Annotated in this window: 14 protein-coding genes; 3 read left to right on the forward strand and 11 right to left on the reverse strand. The window is 52.4% G+C overall.

Features of this window, described 5'->3' with window-relative positions; all coding sequences use genetic code 11:
• The first annotated feature begins 62 nt into the window (after positions 1–62).
• Positions 63–1,337, forward strand: a complete 1,275-nt coding sequence (locus MKX63_RS29705; protein ID WP_341022264.1) for an APC family permease — start codon at positions 63–65, stop codon at positions 1,335–1,337.
• A gap of 113 nt (positions 1,338–1,450) precedes the next feature.
• Here MKX63_RS29705 and MKX63_RS29710 read toward each other — a convergent pair whose 3' ends face one another.
• Together MKX63_RS29710 and MKX63_RS29715 are read right to left on the reverse strand one after the other, a co-directional pair.
• Positions 1,451–2,827, reverse strand: a complete 1,377-nt coding sequence (locus MKX63_RS29710; RefSeq protein WP_341022265.1) for a DUF4179 domain-containing protein — start codon at positions 2,825–2,827, stop codon at positions 1,451–1,453.
• Complete coding sequence (locus tag MKX63_RS29715; RefSeq protein WP_341022266.1) at positions 2,824–3,360, reverse strand: RNA polymerase sigma factor; 537 nt, start codon at positions 3,358–3,360, stop codon at positions 2,824–2,826. The genes MKX63_RS29710 and MKX63_RS29715 overlap by 4 nt, the downstream gene beginning before the upstream one ends.
• Before the next feature lie 135 nt (positions 3,361–3,495).
• Between MKX63_RS29715 and MKX63_RS29720 the strand changes: the two genes are divergently transcribed.
• Positions 3,496–4,446 (forward strand): alpha/beta hydrolase, encoded by a 951-nt coding sequence (locus MKX63_RS29720; protein ID WP_341022267.1) that lies wholly within the window; start codon positions 3,496–3,498, stop codon positions 4,444–4,446.
• 97 nt (positions 4,447–4,543) lie between these two features.
• Here MKX63_RS29720 and MKX63_RS29725 read toward each other — a convergent pair whose 3' ends face one another.
• The 4 genes from MKX63_RS29725 to MKX63_RS29740 all read right to left on the reverse strand — a co-directional run bounded on the left by MKX63_RS29725 (position 4,544) and on the right by MKX63_RS29740 (position 9,866).
• Complete coding sequence (locus tag MKX63_RS29725; protein ID WP_341022268.1) at positions 4,544–4,900, reverse strand: hypothetical protein; 357 nt, start codon at positions 4,898–4,900, stop codon at positions 4,544–4,546.
• Between the two features lie 125 nt (positions 4,901–5,025).
• Positions 5,026–6,246, reverse strand: coding sequence for an aminotransferase class I/II-fold pyridoxal phosphate-dependent enzyme (locus MKX63_RS29730; protein WP_341022269.1), 1,221 nt, complete (start codon positions 6,244–6,246; stop codon positions 5,026–5,028).
• A 293-nt stretch (positions 6,247–6,539) separates the two neighbouring features.
• Positions 6,540–7,544 carry a hypothetical protein gene (locus MKX63_RS29735; RefSeq protein WP_341022270.1) on the reverse strand — a complete coding sequence of 335 codons (1,005 nt, stop codon included), beginning with the start codon at positions 7,542–7,544 and terminating at the stop codon, positions 6,540–6,542.
• Between the two features lie 537 nt (positions 7,545–8,081).
• Positions 8,082–9,866, reverse strand: a complete 1,785-nt coding sequence (locus MKX63_RS29740) for an ABC transporter substrate-binding protein (RefSeq protein WP_341022272.1) — start codon at positions 9,864–9,866, stop codon at positions 8,082–8,084.
• A 141-nt stretch (positions 9,867–10,007) separates the two neighbouring features.
• On the opposite strand from MKX63_RS29740, the gene MKX63_RS29745 reads away from it, so the two are divergent.
• Positions 10,008–11,249 (forward strand): MDR family MFS transporter, encoded by a 1,242-nt coding sequence (locus tag MKX63_RS29745; RefSeq protein ID WP_341022273.1) that lies wholly within the window; start codon positions 10,008–10,010, stop codon positions 11,247–11,249.
• A gap of 518 nt (positions 11,250–11,767) precedes the next feature.
• On the opposite strand, the gene MKX63_RS29750 is transcribed toward MKX63_RS29745, so the two are convergent.
• From MKX63_RS29750 to MKX63_RS29770, 5 genes are all read right to left on the reverse strand, one after another.
• Complete coding sequence (locus tag MKX63_RS29750; RefSeq protein ID WP_341023348.1) at positions 11,768–13,132, reverse strand: FAD-dependent oxidoreductase; 1,365 nt, start codon at positions 13,130–13,132, stop codon at positions 11,768–11,770.
• Positions 13,133–13,149: 17 nt separating this feature from the next.
• Positions 13,150–13,998, reverse strand: a complete 849-nt coding sequence (locus tag MKX63_RS29755) for a carbohydrate ABC transporter permease (RefSeq protein ID WP_341022274.1) — start codon at positions 13,996–13,998, stop codon at positions 13,150–13,152.
• Positions 13,982–14,896, reverse strand: a complete 915-nt coding sequence (locus tag MKX63_RS29760) for a carbohydrate ABC transporter permease (protein WP_341022275.1) — start codon at positions 14,894–14,896, stop codon at positions 13,982–13,984. Before MKX63_RS29760 ends, MKX63_RS29755 begins: the two co-directional genes overlap by 17 nt.
• 18 nt (positions 14,897–14,914) lie before the next feature.
• Positions 14,915–15,607 carry a hypothetical protein gene (locus MKX63_RS29765; RefSeq protein ID WP_341022277.1) on the reverse strand — a complete coding sequence of 231 codons (693 nt, stop codon included), beginning with the start codon at positions 15,605–15,607 and terminating at the stop codon, positions 14,915–14,917.
• A gap of 86 nt (positions 15,608–15,693) precedes the next feature.
• Positions 15,694–16,983 carry an ABC transporter substrate-binding protein gene (locus MKX63_RS29770; RefSeq protein WP_341022279.1) on the reverse strand — a complete coding sequence of 430 codons (1,290 nt, stop codon included), beginning with the start codon at positions 16,981–16,983 and terminating at the stop codon, positions 15,694–15,696.
• Positions 16,984–17,091: the final 108 nt, after the last annotated feature.

The following is a 17,091-nucleotide window of genomic DNA, read 5'->3' on the forward strand; positions in this document are numbered from 1 at the left end:
TTCCAATGGATCTATTATCTGATACTCTATAACTAAATACAAGGAAAGCGGGATTAATACATATGAAGAAACACAACTCGTTAGGGCGTACCATCGGTATGCCTCAGGCCATTGCTTTATACATCGGTGCTGTCCTCGGCTCAGGGGTTTTAATTGTACCCGGACTGGCCGCCGAGATGGCTGGCCCTGCTTCGCTGCTGGCCTGGGGCTTCATGACTCTGCTCATTCTTCCGCTTGCCTTATCCATGGGCCTGCTCTCTGCCAAGTTCCCTAACGCCGGGGGCGTCTCCCACTTCGTTACACTAGCCTTCGGGCCAAAGGCCGGGGCTCTGGTCGGCTGGTTCTTCCTGATGTCCGTTCCGATCGGTGCGCCAGTCGCCGCATTGACCGGTGCAGGATACATGACCGCAGCGATGGGCTGGGGTGATCCGGCAAGAATCGCCCTTGCCGCCGGGATGCTGGTGATTGGACTCCTAACGAATTGGATCGGCATGCAGGTCGCCGGTAAAGTACAAATTGCTGTGGTCATCGCTATAGTTGCCGTACTGGTCTTCTCCTTTGCCGCTGCGCTTCCTGGGATGGAGCGTGCCCACTTCACTCCGTTTGCGCCGCATGGCTGGATGAGCGTCGGGCAGGCGGCGGCTCTCCTCTTCTGGTGCTTCATCGGCTGGGAAGCCGTTTCGCATCTGTCCGAAGAGTTCAAGGAGCCTGAACGGGCTGCGGTTAAGGGTGTGACCATCGCAGCCATCATTGTGGGCGTCCTGTATTTCCTCTCCGCACTTGCTACCGTTGGTACGCAGAGCTATCTGCACGGCGGAGCAGATAGCTCCCTGCTCTGGATCATCAGTCAGCCGCTCGGGGCATGGGGCGGCTTCATCGCCGGACTCACGGGTCTCTTCATCTGCACAGCGACGATCATTGCCTATGCAGGCGCAGCTTCACGCGTGGCTTATGCCTTGTCCCGGCAAGGCTATGCTCCGGGTTGGATGGGGCTTTTATCGAGTCGTTATCAGACGCCTGTGGGAGCAATCGGCTTCCTGGCGCTCTGCTTCACCCTGATATTGTCGCTCTACGGCAGTGGGGCGCTATCGTTAACCACACTGATTACCTTCCCCAACGCCACCTTCATTCTTACCTATATTGGGGGCTGCGCCGCCGGTATTCGCCTCTTGCGCGGCAGCCGTGCAGGCGTAACAATCAGCTTCATTTCTTTTGCCGCCACACTGGCCGTGTTCCCGTTCACAGGGTGGGCGATTCTGTACCCGCTGCTGATTACAGTGGTGTTTGCCGGAGTGGACTATTTGAGATTCGGGGTAAGGCGTGTGGGGGAGCGGTGAGGGGATTTAAGTCTGACTCGAGGGTACTATCAATGCACATACTTAAAAATGGCCACGCCCATCCATGACAGGACAGGCGCGGCCATTCATTTATAAACGTTGAATTTCAGCAGCTATTTGGTCCACTGAACCGGAATCCGCAGACGGAATTGCTGCATATCCTCTGGATATGAGAAGTACTCGGTTATAATCTCAAGATTGTCAGAAGGCTGCACTGGCGGGAAAAGCAGCTTAAATGCCAGTTTATCTTTACTCATTCGTACCCGCGTTCCTATCTGTAAAATCGGCTGATCGTGTCCTTCCTGTAGGGTTATTGAAGTTAACTGGCTCATCACCTGACTGGCCTCATAGTATACAACCGTCTGCTTCTCCTCATATTCAACAGCCGTAATTGTAACGCTTCCTCCCTCATTCCCCTTTAGTGTCAGCGGGAGTGGACCACTCAAGCGCTGACGATCTTTATACGATTTAACTTGATTATTGTTCTCTGTTTCAGCGATAACCAGTGTCATATATTCCGGTTTGGGATTAAATTCAGTCAGCGGTGAGAAGTTGAAATAATAGTACTCTTCAGTCGCTCCATCTCCACCCTGATTCATATACAAGGTCCCAATATCATCTTCAAGCATTGCGTAAAGAGATGGATGAGGATATCTTTTCATCAAAATAACTTGCGAAGTTACTGGACCAAGAGTTAGCTTGTCTACAGTGTAAAGTGAGTTATCGTACATAAAGTCCAAGTCATTAGGATAAACAGTTGTACTTATCGCAGCGCTCTTCCCCCTATCCAGCAGGACAGATACATCCCAGTTCCCCCTCGTTGTCCCGATACAATCAACACTCATATTAAGCCTAAGCTGATCCGGGAGATCCTTGTCCCCAAAGCTTAGACGGGTTGTACCTACGAAGGTGTGATCTCCTGTAATCGTAAAATCATGAGACGAGATTCTTTGCGGATCATGTCCTTCGAAATTAAGCTTATAGAAGACTGCCGCTTCCTTGCCGGTAATGGGCGCTGACGATGATGGGTAGGTCACCTCATAATTAATCACTAATGAAATACCGTCATAGTATTCCTCTACCAGATTGAAGGTAATACCTTTATCGGTAACCAGCGCACCTGCCGGATTACTGAGATGCTTCTCCGCAATCGGCCTCAACTCCCCGCGGTCGGCTCCTTTGTCATACAGATAATCGAAGAACGGAATAACGCGCAGCGCTTCAGCAACCGGGGGTGAGATGAATCCGATCCCAATAATTGATCCGGCTGTAGCCGCCAGCGCAGCTGTGGTGCCGATGACCCACTTCTTGTACAGTGATAACCGGCCTCTGTCCCTTGGAGCTTCCTTTACTCTTCCTATATGTAGCTGCCACAATTCATCAAAATGTACAGAAGAAGGCATACTGAGTATCATATGTTCAGCTTCTTTTTGCAATTGTGCGGTTACGGCCTCGGATTGAGCATCCAGCCTGTCCTTAGCTGTCGTCATTTAAGCCCCTCCTTCATCATCAGCGCGCCGGGGTCAAGATCTCCGCATTCCCTCAGCTTGCGCAGTGCCGCATGAAGCCTGGACTTGCAGGTTCCCAGCGGAATACTTAATACCTCTGCGGTTTCGGGAAGCGATAATCCCGCATAATAGTGCAGGGTGATCACTTCGCGCAGCTTCGCGGACAGATGGCTGACCGCCTGCCATAACTCCAGCTGATTCTCACTATGCAGAGCGAAGCTCTCGGCGGAGTGCTCTTTTCCCTCTATAGGAACGCCCGCCAGCAGTTGTATCCAAGTCTTCCTGCGCAGCAGATTACGTGACGTATTGACGGCAACCCGGTACAGCCAAGGCCGAAGCGGCCTGGAGGGATCGTATAAATGATATTTTGCAAAAGCACGCAGAAAAGTCTCCTGGGTAATATCATCGGCCAGCACCCGCTGCTTGGTCATCATAAGGGCAATCCCATAAATATAAGCGGAGTGTGCTTCAAACATGTCCTTGGCCTGCTGTTCTGTGATGGGATAATCCTTCACGCTCGCTTCCCCCTTTCTTACTGGATATACGCTTTGACCCGGGACATCCGTTCGCTTTACGTTTCAGAAACTTGTCTGGCGGTTATGGATGAGAAGAGCTTGCCCTAATCTGCTAGAAGAAGGAGACTATAAACTATGTCTGATCATACAAAAGTTATTCTTGAACCAGCAGCTCAGAAATTCGCCGATGATAATGCCAAGCCTCCCTTCCTGCCCGATCTGGGTCCGGAAAAAGGCCGCGAAACGGTCAACACCGTTCAGGCTGGCGATATCGAAAAACCTGAGGCAGATCTTCAGGATCTGACTATAGCGGGCGGTCCAGGCGGTGAAGTGAAGGTCCGCATTGTCCGTCCGGTAGGCACCTCCGGCACTTCCCTGCCGGTCATTCTCTACATTCATGGAGCAGGCTGGGTCTTCGGCAACAGCCACACGCATGACCGGCTCATCCGCGAGCTGACTGTGGGTACGGGTGCTGCCGTGGTCTTCCCGGAATATAGCCTATCCCCGGAAGCCAAATATCCAACGGCTATTGAAGAAATCTACGCGGTTCTGGAGTGGATTGCTAGTGAAGGCTCCACGTACGGCTTGGATGCATCCAGGCTGAGTGTCGCCGGAGACAGTGTCGGCGGCAACATGACGGCAGCCATCACCCTGATGGCCAAAGAACGCAGCGGTCCGGCCATCGCTAAGCAATTGCTTTTCTATCCGGTTACAGATGCTTCCTTCGATACCGAATCGTATCATCAGTTCGCGGAAGGCTATTTCCTCCAGCGCGAAGGGATGAAGTGGTTCTGGGATCAATATACCACCGATCCTGAGGAGCGGGCACAGATTACAGCATCTCCGCTGCGGGCCAGTCTGGACCAGCTTAGCGGTCTGCCGGAAGCCCTAATTATCACTGGTGAAGCCGATGTGCTTCGTGATGAAGGGGAGGCTTATGCGAATAAGCTTCGCGAAGCAGGCGTTCCCGTTACGGCGGTGCGCTTCCAGGGCATTATCCACGATTTCGTGATGCTGAACGCGCTGGCAGACACTAAGGCTAACCAGGGAGCTTTGCTGCTGGCAACGGCTTGGTTGAAGCAATAACCCCTGCGATCACCTATGATAGAAGAAAGCCCGTAACGGAACATCACTCCGCTGCGGGCTTCTTTTCGTTTCATGTATATCAGCTTATCGGTATCCTCTATTTCCGCTGTGAATAGAACTCCGCTGCTTTGATCAGCATATCCTTCAGTGAACCGAAGGAAGTAGTCTTCGATACATGCTCATCCAGCTGATCCTGCGGGAGCGACTTTATCTCCTCTGCCGAACCGGCAGAGAATCCCCCTTTTTGCAGCAGATCCTTTAGGGACTCGAACGGAGTGAACTTTTGCAGAAAAGAACTGGATAGCAGCTGCTCCAGCGGGAGCTTCTGCAGCAGTTGCTCGACAGGCAGCTTGTCTAGCGGTAATTTCTGCAGCAGCTCTCCTACCTTACCTTCTTTGAGGGAACCAACTACTCCTTGCAATTTATCGCCTAATCCTCCAATGTTAAATCCCATAAGGTCAACCTCCTGAATAACTGTAGTTGATCCTTATTACCCAGAATTAAGATCTACGAATTATACAGGTTAACATAATAATGATTATGTTACTCAACGATATTTCTCAATAGCACTTCTCTACCTTACCTGCCTGAACGCAGAAACTTCCCGATCCTCCTGGTAGCTTCCAGCAGACGCTCCTCCTCCTCTACCAGTGCGATCCGCACATACCCTTCCCCCTGGCTGCCAAAAGCATCTCCCGGAATCACCGCTACCCCGGTTCTCAGCAGCAGGTCATGCGCGAAACGGCGCGATCTTCCCGCTTCTCCTTGAATTCCATAGGCATCCGGCAGCTTGGCCCAAATAAACATAGTAGCTTCCGGCGAGGGCACCGCCCACCCTTCAAGGTGCAGCGCCTCCACCACAAGATTCCGCCGCCGCTCATACAGCGCAGCCACTCCTTGGTCGGGTCCAGAGTCCATCGCTTGCTCCAGTGCCACAACCGCCGCTTCCTGAACCGGCTCGAAGACGCCGTAATCCACATTGCTTTTCAGCTCCCGCAGCGCCCCGACGGCCTGAGCATTCCCCGCCATGAAGCCGATGCGGCAGCCGGCCATGTTGAAGCTTTTGGAGAAGGAGTGGAATTCAACGGCGGTATCACGCGCCCCAGGCACCTGGAGGATGCTGATCGGCCGGTATCCATCGAACCCCATCTCTGAATACGCCAGATCATGTACAACCAGCACATCCCACTTCCGGGCAAGCTCCACGAGCCGCTCCATATAAGCCAGATCCACCGTAACCGAAATCGGATTGCCGGGAAAACTGAGCAGAATAAATGAAGCTTCGCTCCATACCTCATCGGGAATTCGCTCCAGATCCGGCCGGAACGCATTCTCCTCCAAAAGCGGCAGCGGCCAAGACCTAACCCCCGCTATAGCTAGTGCCCCTGAATAAATAGGATAACCCGGGTCTGGCACAATCGCCAGATCGCCGGGATTGCAGATCGCCAGGGCCAAATGCGAGAGTCCATCCTGCGAACCCATCAGGGACACAATTTCCTCCTCCGGATCTACCTCTGCACCGAATCGCCACTGCATCCATCTCGCCGCCTGATTGCGGAACACTGCACTCCCCTTGGACGACGGATAAGCATAACTATCCTCCCGAAGCACTGCATCACTTAACGTCTGACGAATCCCGGGCAGAGGCGCCCGGTCCGGACTGCCAATTCCAAGATCGATGATGCCCAGGCCCGATTGCCGGGCTTCCGACTTCCAGGCCGCCACCTCGGCAAAGATCGATGATCCCAGATGAGCCAGCTTGTCTGATCTCCATTTATGCTGCTTGCTGCTATGAATCAATGGACTCCCTCCAACGTATGTTTTTTAGAATAGTATAGCATGGGTTCGAGACTCATTATTCTACTAAAATCACTCTATTTAAGGCGACAACTAGTGCGTAAAGTGATATAAAATTGGATCTGAAGTGAAACAGCGTATAATTTATGTTATACGCTGTTTTTTTGACGCAGATATGGCCATTATTCTGTGGTACAAGCATGATTGACGTCTTACTCATAGAAAAGGCCACACCGTCCCTATGGATGGCGCAGCCCTATCAACTTAACGATCATTATTCATAGATTAAGCATGGATCATTCAGCCTCTTCGGTTATGTATTCCATGTTGGACAGTCCGGTCCGTACAGAGAGTCCCCAGCCAAACTGCTCTGTGTTCATCACCTCAGCGCGAATGGTGTTCCTTCCAGCTCTCCACTGAACCGGCACCCTGGCATAATCTGAACGAATACGCCCATCACTTACAGGAGGATTCCAAACCCAAGTTCCCTGGTAGATTTCTTCTTCATTAATCCAGACACGCACTTGGTCACTGAAACTGAGCGATACGTAACTCTCTGTCTCTTCAGGAAGATGGAAGGTGCTTCTTGCCCGCACCACGCTCCCTTGCTTGGCGGTGAAGCAGCGATTGAAGTTCAGGATTCCATTCTCTTCTACAACGGCTCTTCTCCAGTCGCTACCGGAGGATGCGGAAACCATCCATTCGGTTACGAAGGTATCTGCGGACAACTGCTGTAGATCTGTTTCAGTTCGCAGGATAGGGGCCGGTTGTATTTCTTCGATCACTAGATTGCGTATATAACAGGGAGCGAATCCCCAGAACCCTATCTTTCCGGCAGGAACTCCGTGCTGAAGATCAGTAATCACCAGTTGAGGGGCTGTCTCTTCCCCCATATAGACCCTTGCACCTTCAGGTTGCACCTCCACGGCGAAATTCACCCATTTTCCCGTCGTATCGGGCAGCGGCTTTTGATACTTAGGGCCATTGTAAATTTGCCAGGTCATTGAGCCATTCATCACGGGGTCGTATTGAATTTCGACTGGAGCCAAATAGACCAGCTCATAATTAAGTTCATCTTTTGCACCGAATATAAGTCCAACAAAGCCTACTTCTCCAGGAATCGCAACCTCAGCTTGAAGACGATAGCAAGGAAACGTGATGTCCTCGCAAAGGAACACGGCGGAACCGGCTTGTTCGAGATATGCCGCTTGACGGCCCTTATAACTTCCTGCACGGACGCTATAATCTCCCCATTCAAACCGGTCCAAATCATTCCACAGGGTAAAAGATAATTGATTCATTTGTCCTCCTCTGTTGATTTGAGATCTTTTATTATAGGCAGAAATTCCTTTATGATTGCATCCACATCCTTCCCATTCGTATTCAGCTTATGTGTATTCAATGCTTTGTAGTTCTCTAACCGGTTGATGCTATTCTCGATTCCACTCTCGCTTCTTGCATTCTGACGCATACGCTTTATTAACTCTTCCTCAGAGCACATTAGCGTAACTTTTATTAGCTCATCTTATGAATCACCCAAGTGAAGAAGACATGCTCAAACATGGAATTATCCAGATACTGGTTCAGGATTCAGTTTATTTAGCCCCCTCTGAAATTCATATTAAAAACTCAAGATTCTAACACTTTCAATTTACCAAATTTATATAACTGAGTATATAGATAGATTAATTGGATTCTGCGGGTGAGAAGCTCACGGTTTTCAAGAAATGTGGCGGCAAACAGCAGCAGGCAGTTTGAATTACACGTTACGCCCATCGCAGGACATATTCAGAAACGGCTTGCACGTCCACTTCGGACAGCAGCCGTTTCTTTTTTGCCTACTGAAATCCCGGTTTCACCCACAGCTTAGAGATATCCAGGAATCCGAAGGACCCAGCCTCAAGCCCGAACAGACTCTGGCTAAATTGCGCCTGCTTGTTCATATGGCAGCCATACATCACCCAGCAGTTATCGCGCAGCTTACTTTCCGCCAGATCCAGCAGTTTCGCGCGTTCCTCCGCCGCCAGCCGGGAGAACGGCTCCAATATCTCCGCTAACTCCGCCTTCTGGCTGTCCAGTAACAAATCATGCAGATAATTGGATTCATTGTGGAAATAATTAATCATTCCCCATTGCCAGTCGTCCTCCAGCACTTCTTCGCAAATGAAGAGATCCGCATGGTGAGTCAGCTCTGGCAGCCCATATTCGGTGACCGGATACAGCACAAGATTCAATCCAATCCTCCTGCCGCGTTCCAGCAGCCATAACGCCTCCTCCTGCTCCTCTTTGCGGGTGCGGTAAGCCAGCCTCAGCTCTTCCCCTTGGTATCCGCCTGCTCGAAGCAGCGCCTGAGCTTCCTCCAAGGGAGGCTCATTGAACAGATGCCCGCTGCTCCGCCAGGGAAGGAAGCTGTCCGCCGGCAGACTCCGGCTCCCTCCAAGCTCCCGGACCATGGAGAGCGGGTTATAGAGTATTCTCAGCACCTGACGGATAGCCAGCTGATGATGTATGCCTGCCGTTCTGAAGTTGAACATGATGTAGCGGCAGCCAAGTGAAGGATATTCAATGCTGTGGCCCTGAACCTCCTGAGCAGCAGTAAGCCCCCCTTGATCGGCGCTGGCATCCGTAAGCTGGTACTGGCGGACGCTTGAGGCTAAGTGCGGCAAATACCAGATTTCGACCCGGTCCAACAGCGGACGGATACCGTAATAGAGATCAAATGCACCAAGCACCAGCACATCCTTGCTCAGATCGAGCACTTGATAAGGCCCTGTTCCGACCGGATGCTGTGAGAAATCGGCATCATAAGGCAGAATAGACATATAGATTGAGCTGAACAGATGGAAGAAAAATAGATTAGGCTGCCGCAGATCGAAGCGGATGCGGTAATCACTTTCCAGCTCTACATGTGCAATGTCCTTGAAGTGACAGGCTGCAGGACTCCCAAGGTTAATTAGACGCTGCAAGGTCTCTTTGACATCCCGTGAGGTCATCATCCGGCCATGGTGGAATCTTACGCCTTTGCGCAGATAGAACAGATAGCTGGTGCGGCTCTCGTTGGCCTCCCACGTATGGGCAAGCCCCGGCTGAAATACTCTGCTCTGCGCATCATAGGTAATCAATGTACTGCAAATATGCCCGAGCAGGTACGTCTCAAAAGCTGTGTAAACGGTAGCCGGGTCCAGCTTCTCCATCGAACGGTTGCGGGAAATACGCAGCACCTCCTGGCCCGATGCTGAGTCCGGTTCACTCCGCAGTCCCATCTGCTTGTCAAGCACCGCCAGCAGGCGTTCCTTCAGCGGCTCACTGACCGGATACTCAGCCATCAGCTCAGTAGCGTGTTTCATCCGGCCTTTGCTTACCATATCCTGGAACAGCTCCTCCAGCACCTCATCCCGGCTGCGCAGCAAAGTCAGCTGAGAACAGTGGCCTCTTCCTCTGCCGGGAACCCAAGCAATCAGGGCTTGCTCTTCCAGCCTGCGCAGGATGAACTTCACATTGCGCGGAGTGCAGCACAGGATGCCGGTCAATTGCTCAATCGTTACCGGAATCGGCTGCTGGATCGGATAGGCGGGGACCAGTGCTGAAGCCAAACAGAGATAATGTGTGCTGCTGGTGTCCATATATCGCGCTCCTTTTAAAGGTGAAAAGTCTTCGGAGAATCTTACACTTTTATTTCCCCCTTTGATCTATACAATTATACTTAATAATTCAATAAGAAGCATGCTTCACATTCAAAAAATGGACTAGGAGACGGGATTCAAATGAAACAACATCTGCGCCACATTCACCCGCTGGCCTGGACCATCATCATCGGAACGATGTTCGGGCGGCTGGTTACTTCAATGAGCATTCCTTTTCTATCTATTTACCTCACACAGGTGCTAGGCGCTTCCGCCACCCAGACCGGCTTCACAGTAGCCGTCAGCTCGCTGGCAGGCGTGCTGATCAGCTTCTACGGCGGTTACATCTCAGATGTAATCGGGCGCCGGATCGTCATGCTGGTGTCCGTCTTCGGCTGGGCCTGTGTATTCTTCGGCTTCTCGGCGGCGCAGCATATATGGGTGTTCTTCCTGGTGAACACGCTCAACGGACTGTGCCGCGCTGTATTTGAACCGACTTCACGGGCATTATTGTCGGATATTACCCCGCCGGAGCAGAAGCTGCTGGTCTTCAACCTGCGGTATGCTGCGGTGAATCTGGGTGTGGTCTTCGGCCCGATTATCGGCCTCCAGCTCGGCTCCGCCAAGTCTACCTTCCCGTTCGTAATCGCAGGGATCGTGTACATCGCCTATGGTCTTGTTCTGTTCCTGCAATTCTCGGTACACCGTGCCAGCCTGCCGGTTCATGGAGAAGCCCGGACGCCCAAGCTGCTGGATGCGCTCGCAGTCACCGGCCGGGACAAGGTCTTCCTGCCTGTTCTGCTGGGAACTATCTTTTGCGTACTCGGATATGGCCACTTCAGTTCCACACTGGCGCAGTTTCTCGCGATGAACCCCCACTTCAGCAATGGCAGCCAAGTTTTCTCTTATATGCTGTCGCTCAATGCTGTAACTGTACTGGTGGTGCAATACCCGCTTGTACGTATATTTAGCCGCTTCCCCCCGCTTGTTCCGCTGATCCTGGGTAATGGCTGTGTCGCACTTAGTCTGCTATTGTTCGGTCTGCCGGGGGGAGTACCGCTGCTGATGTTTAGTGTAGTGTTATTCACTGTCGGAGAGGTCCTGCTCTTCACCATGATGGATATGCTGATCGACCGGATTGCGCAGCCGGAATGGAAAGGTACCTACTTCGGCACGATTGGCTTCAATAACCTGGGGAACGTGATGGCCCCTATCCTGGGAGGGCTGCTGCTGGACCAGTTCGGCGCTCTGAATGGACCTGCTGTATTCGTACCGCTTGCGCTGACCACGGCGCTCGGTCTTCCTTTCCTGATTACCGCGCATAAAAGACTTCGCATCCGCGAAGCCGCCGAAGCAAGTGCACAGCGTGAGCTTGGTGCTTGAGGTGTTAACCACATGAATAATCCCCTGACCTGCTGTAAAACGGGTTTGGGGGGTTATTTACTTTCATGCAAGTAATCTCTTAAAAGTTAACATAACATTTATTACGTTACTAAATGGCAATGTACTTTATTCCAGCCCTGCTTCTAATTGCCGACGTACTCTTGTAGCTCTGCTGGGTAGTCCCACACAAAGTCAGCTTGAACTACTAGTAGCCGCACCAAACGTCGTACCAGCCCAACCAGATTCTGTTTTTAACATACATTCAGCCCAGATACCTTACCCGAGTCGATTGTATGTTGTTTTCAACACACATTTGGCCCCATGTACCTCACACCAGTCGATTGTATGCTGTTTTTAACACACAATCAGTCCATGGACCTTACGCTAGCCGATTGTATGTTGTTTTCAACACACATTTGGCCTAGCTGCCAATGTATATGCTTATAACACCCACGCCCAGCAAAAAAACGGGCAACACCCACCGTAAATAACGATGCGTGTCGCCCGCCCTCTATATCTTATAATACTACCCCATCCCGCTTCAGCTGCTCCTGCAGCTGCGGAATATTGAGCGCCTGCGGCTTCACCCCTGCGGCAGCCGCGAGTGCTGCTGCTGTTCCGGCCGCCTGGCCCGTGGCCATGCAGCTTGGTGTCAGGCGGGTCGTGGCCAGTGCTTCGTGCGAGGTCGAGATGCAGCGGCCTGCGGCCAGCAGATTGGACACATTGGCGGATAGCAGACAGCCGTACGGAATATCGTACGCACCGTCTCCCGCGATGAAGGAGGCTGTTACCCCCTTGCCGGACGGATCGTGAATGTCGATCGGGTAGCCGCTGCGGGCAATGGCATCACTGAACTTGCGGCCTTCTATGACATCTTCTTGGGTCAGCTGGTAGTAGCCCTTGATCCGCCGCGATTCGCGGATGCCGATCTGCGGCGCAACCGCTGAGATCGAGGCCCGTTCGAAGCCCGGAACGTCGCGCTTCAGAAACTCGGCCATTAGCAGAACCTGCTTGCGGCCCTCTTGTTCAGCCAAGGTCAGATCCTCCGCATTCGTTGCATCCAGCCCCTGAACGCGGGTGCAGTTGATCAGCACCTCATCGTCTGCCGGACCGGCGAAGAACAACACCTGATCACGGTTAATCGGTACCTCGGCCCGCTTCCATTGCGAGTAGAACCCGCTTACCCCGGTCAGTGGCAGGTCTGGCAGCTCGGCAATTGGCGTTTTGCTGTAGAACTCTTCGGGATGGCTGATCATATACGCTTTGACCTTGTGCAAATCAACGCCGCGCATTCTGAACTTCATCGTCATCGGCTGGGAGCGGTTGTCCCCCTCCCGGCCCTGAAGCGTTTCGGCCCCGGACAGCTTGGCTACATCGGCGTCTCCGCTGCAATCCACGAAGATGCTCCCTTTTATAGGTGTACGACCGGATTTATTAGTCACTACCACCTGTTCGATCACGCCGGCACTGACCATCACCTCATCCACAAAGCTATGCAGCAGCAGCTTCACTCCAGCTTCGCGCAGCATATCCGTGGCCACCACCTGATAAATCTCAGGATGGTACGGCGTTAGCGTATGCACGAAGCCGACCGTATCCCGCAGGTGGCCCGGCGAACCGCCGCTGGCCTGCAGCCGGTCTACAATTTCCTGAGCGATGCCCTTAATAACCTGTTCCCCTGAGTCCGTGTGAAAAGTCATCCACGGATAGACCATAGCAGCGGTAGACATTCCGCCCACGAACCCGTATCGTTCAATGAGCACCGTCTGCGCCCCAAGTCGTCCGGCGGCGATGGCCGCCGTGATTCCTGCCGGGCCTCCCCCCACGACAACGACATCTGCCTCTATTGCAGAATTCATATCCTCTACCCCTCTCTGGTGTATTATTCGTTACCGGTGTGCTATTCCTTCAGTCCTGTCATAGCTACGCCCTCGATGAACCGCTTCTGCGCCAGGAAGAAGACGATCAGCAGCGGCACGGTTGCCATAACGGTGGCACTCATCAGGTAATGCCAGGAAGTGCCCACTTCATCTGTAAACAACGATAATCCGAGCGGCAAGGTCATCAGCTCACGCGTATTAATGAAAATAAGCGGGTCGAAGAATTCATTCCAGATGGACACGAACGTGAAAATCGTCAGTGTTGCCATCCCGGGACGGGCAATCGGCAGCATGATCTTCCAGTAAATGCGGAACCGGCTGCAGCCGTCGATCATCGCCGCCTCCTCAAGCTCCGTGGGTACGGTAATGAAGAATTGCCGCATCACGAAAATCCCGAACACACCGCTTGCGCCGAAGATCGGCAACAGAATCAGCGGCAGATGCGTGTCAATCCAGCCCAGGTCGCGCATGAACAGGAACATCGGGATCGCTGTCACTTCATGCGGGATCATCATGGCACTGAGCAGCACCAGAAATACGGCATTTCTTCCTGTGAAGGGAATTTTGGCAAATGCATAGCCGGCCAGCGAAGCGAAAAACACCGTTCCCGCCACGACGACAAACGAGATATAGACGCTGTTAAAATAGAAGCGGTGAAACGGAATCAGTGTAAAGACATCCGCATAATTCTGAAACTGGAATACCGGCGGAATCAGCTGCGGCGGGTAGGTGAAAATATCCTGCGGCCGTTTGAAGGATGTGGACAGCATCCACAGAAACGGAACAAGCATAATCAGCGATACCACCGTTAACGCGGCATACACTCCTGCAGCTGACCACTTTCGGCTGGACTTAAGCGTCGCTCTCATTGAATACCCACCTCTTTCGCAGCTGCCACTGCAGCAGAGTCAAGATCAATACGACAAAGAACAACACAAATGCGAGCGCCGAAGCGTAGCCCATCTGGAACAGCTTGAACGCTTTTTCCCAGATGTAGTAGACCAGTACCTTGGTGCTGTTACTCGGCCCGCCCTGGGTCATGACATAGATCTGGCCGAACACCTTTAGGGAGCCGATTACGGTCATCACCACGGTCAAAAATACGGTTGGTGTAATCATTGGCAGGGTAACGTTGAAGAAGGATTTGAACTTACCCGCCCCGTCCAGCTCAGCCGCCTCGTAGAGCGAACGCGATACCTGCTGGATCGCAGCGATGAAGAGCACCATATTTAGCCCCACGTTCTTCAGTACACTTGTCACAATAACAGCCGGCATGGCCAGTCTCTCGTCATACAGCCAGGCTGCCCCTTTAATGTTGAACAGCATCAAGAGCTGATTGATCAGCCCGGAATCGGTGGCGAACATATACTTCCAGACGATGGACCATACGATCAGCGAAGTCATTACGGGAACGAAGATCGCAGTACGGAAGATACCGATACCCTTTAAGCTTTTCGATAACAGCAGCGCCAGCATCAGCGCCAGCACGATGTTAAACGGCACCAGACCCAGTGTGAAATAAGCCGTGTTGCCGAAGACCTTCCAGAACAGCGGGTCCACCGCAATATCCTTGTAATTATCCAGACCGACGAACCGGTGCTCTCCAAGCAGCGGCCAGTCATTTAAGCTCATATAGAGCGCTTTCCCCATCGGAAATAACAATAACAACGTGAAACCGAGCAGCATAGGCGATATAAAAAGCCATCCGGTCACCTGTGCCTCACGGGCAAGCGGACCCTTGTTTCGTCTCTTGACCTTTCTGTTCATGCCGGAATTCACCGCCCCCTAGCTCAATTTGTCTATGGCACCACGGAACGAGCTAACCGCACGCCGCAGCTCATCTTCTGTCTTGCCCGTCACCACCGCACCTAACATGATCGCTTTCACTCCCGCGCGCTGCAAGGATAGTACATCTCCTGTAACCAGCTTGCGCTGGGAAGGCACCAGTACGGGAAGACCGGAATGGTCGGCCAGATACCGGTATTTCAGCAGGTCTGCTAAGCTGAGACCCGTGCCGTATTCGCTGCCAGGCACAATGGATGCTTCAAGCGCCGTGATCCCGAACCGCACCCCCGCCAGAACTTGATTGAGATCATAGGTATCATTAATGGCAAAGGTCCGGTCCAAGCCGTGATCCTCCAGCATGAAGGACGGCAGATGATGGGCATAGATCGAATAGAAATCGAACCCGAGCGGAGCAAGCCGCCTAATCTCTTCTTCCGACACACCTTCTAAGCTGCCTGAGGGCACTACCCCAAATGGACCGTCAAAGGCAGCCCGAATCTCGCTAAAAGTATCTTCATATCTATCAAGCGGACCGAAATGCGTACCGCTGGCCCGGTGGCCGACATTAAAATGAACCTTCAAAGCATCCGCGCCCTCCTCAAGCGCTGCCTTTGCCAATCTTACGTCATTGGCAGGAAGGCTGATGATCAAGGACAGGCCGCTTTGCTCCAATCTGCGCTTTAATTTACCCATTGTATTCCGCTCCCCATATCGGGCGGTCCGTCAAGCCGGACACTGCACTTCTCTGAATGCCGGTTGACGGCCCCAAGCCCGGAGTCTTATTTCAAAATAGCCTCGACATCGCTCTGCATCTTCGCCATATTGTCCTTGGCGGATGCGGATTGTCCGAACAGGCGGTCAAAGCCTTGCAGCACCGCATTGTCGATATCCTGCCAGCGGATGTGACCCGGAATGATGCGCGCCTTCGGCATTTCATCGATAACAGCTTGCACGATGTGCTCAGCAGGCGGGTTATTCGGCTGGTTCAGGAAAGCATCGGAACTCAGAACCGATGTACGCGGAGGTACGAAATAAGTGGATGTTGCCTCAATGCCTGACTGGCTGGCGAACAGCTTGAGCAGCTTTTTGGCTTCCTCCGGATGCTTGCTGTCCTTGAACAGCGTATAGCCGGCTTGGCCCAGCATCGGAACACTGCCTGCGGAGCCCGACGGCATAGGTGCAATGCTCCATTCAAAGCCTTTAATGTCACGCGCTTTCGAGACATAGCTGTAGTTGTCGAAGAACATGCCCAGATTTCCTGCGTCGAAGCTGATCTGCTCGCCAGCTTTCGGGTGGGATTCGTCCTTATACATCATCCGCTCCAGCAGCTCCATGGTCTCCACGCCGTACTGGTCATTCCAGGTGAATGCGGTCAGATCCTCATTGAACGGGCCGCTTCCATAAGACCACGCGTACGAGGACAGAATCGCCCAGGTCTTCCAATCACGGAAAAAGTTCGCGCCATATACCCGGCCCCCAGCGTCTTTGACAGCAATTGCTTTGGCCGATTCCTCAAAGGTCTTCCAGGTCCATTTCCCTTCAGAGGCCAGCGTATTCGGGTCGGTCAGGTTCGCCTTGTCGAACAGCGTCTTGTTGTAGAACATGACTACCGGCGGTGTCGAGAACGGCAGGCCAAGTAACTGATCCCCGTCCCGGAACAAATCTAGCGTACTCGGAATATAATCGTCCAGGTTAAAGGAAGCATCGTCTTTGAAGGAGGAGACATCCGCCAGAATGCCGTTGGCCTTGAACTGCGGGATCATCCGCTCCGAGACCCAGGCAATATCCGGAAGGGATTTCCCTGCGGCCAGGACAGATATTTTCTGCTGATAATCCGTGAATGGCACCGAATCCATAGTCACCTTAATGCCCGGATTGTCTGCTTCAAATTGGCTGATCAGCTTGTTGTACACATCCATATGCCCTTGATTGCCCCACATCAGAAACTTTAACTCCACATCTCCCTGTTTCCCGAAACTCTCAGCATTTCCGCTTGCTGCGGGCTTGGCACAACCTGCCGTTAAACCCAGCAGCATGGCTGAAAGAAGCACTGCCCCTGCTTTTTTCATGAATATCCCCCTTCGATATGTTAGTTTTAATGACTCTTTTAGTATAAAGGAGACGTATTGGGTGTAGAAATCATCCAAAATACAGGAATGGTTCGTTATATTTATGTT

It is taken from the genome of Paenibacillus sp. FSL R7-0179, assembly GCF_038002265.1.
GTDB lineage: Bacteria > Bacillota > Bacilli > Paenibacillales > Paenibacillaceae > Paenibacillus_AQ.

What these genes read in the sequence shown, in the direction of transcription:
- MKX63_RS29760 (WP_341022275.1), bottom strand. Translation starts at nt 14,896, where the DNA reads ATGAACAGAAAGGTCAAGAGACGAAACAAGGGTCCGCTTGCCCGTGAG.
- MKX63_RS29755 (WP_341022274.1), bottom strand. Translation starts at nt 13,998, where the DNA reads ATGAGAGCGACGCTTAAGTCCAGCCGAAAGTGGTCAGCTGCAGGAGTG.
- MKX63_RS29745 (WP_341022273.1), top strand. Translation starts at nt 10,008, where the DNA reads ATGAAACAACATCTGCGCCACATTCACCCGCTGGCCTGGACCATCATC.
- MKX63_RS29725 (WP_341022268.1), bottom strand. Translation starts at nt 4,900, where the DNA reads ATGGGATTTAACATTGGAGGATTAGGCGATAAATTGCAAGGAGTAGTT.
- MKX63_RS29735 (WP_341022270.1), bottom strand. Translation starts at nt 7,544, where the DNA reads ATGAATCAATTATCTTTTACCCTGTGGAATGATTTGGACCGGTTTGAA.
- MKX63_RS29720 (WP_341022267.1), top strand. Translation starts at nt 3,496, where the DNA reads ATGTCTGATCATACAAAAGTTATTCTTGAACCAGCAGCTCAGAAATTC.
- MKX63_RS29765 (WP_341022277.1), bottom strand. Translation starts at nt 15,607, where the DNA reads ATGGGTAAATTAAAGCGCAGATTGGAGCAAAGCGGCCTGTCCTTGATC.
- MKX63_RS29740 (WP_341022272.1), bottom strand. Translation starts at nt 9,866, where the DNA reads ATGGACACCAGCAGCACACATTATCTCTGTTTGGCTTCAGCACTGGTC.
- MKX63_RS29705 (WP_341022264.1), top strand. Translation starts at nt 63, where the DNA reads ATGAAGAAACACAACTCGTTAGGGCGTACCATCGGTATGCCTCAGGCC.
- MKX63_RS29710 (WP_341022265.1), bottom strand. Translation starts at nt 2,827, where the DNA reads ATGACGACAGCTAAGGACAGGCTGGATGCTCAATCCGAGGCCGTAACC.
- MKX63_RS29770 (WP_341022279.1), bottom strand. Translation starts at nt 16,983, where the DNA reads ATGAAAAAAGCAGGGGCAGTGCTTCTTTCAGCCATGCTGCTGGGTTTA.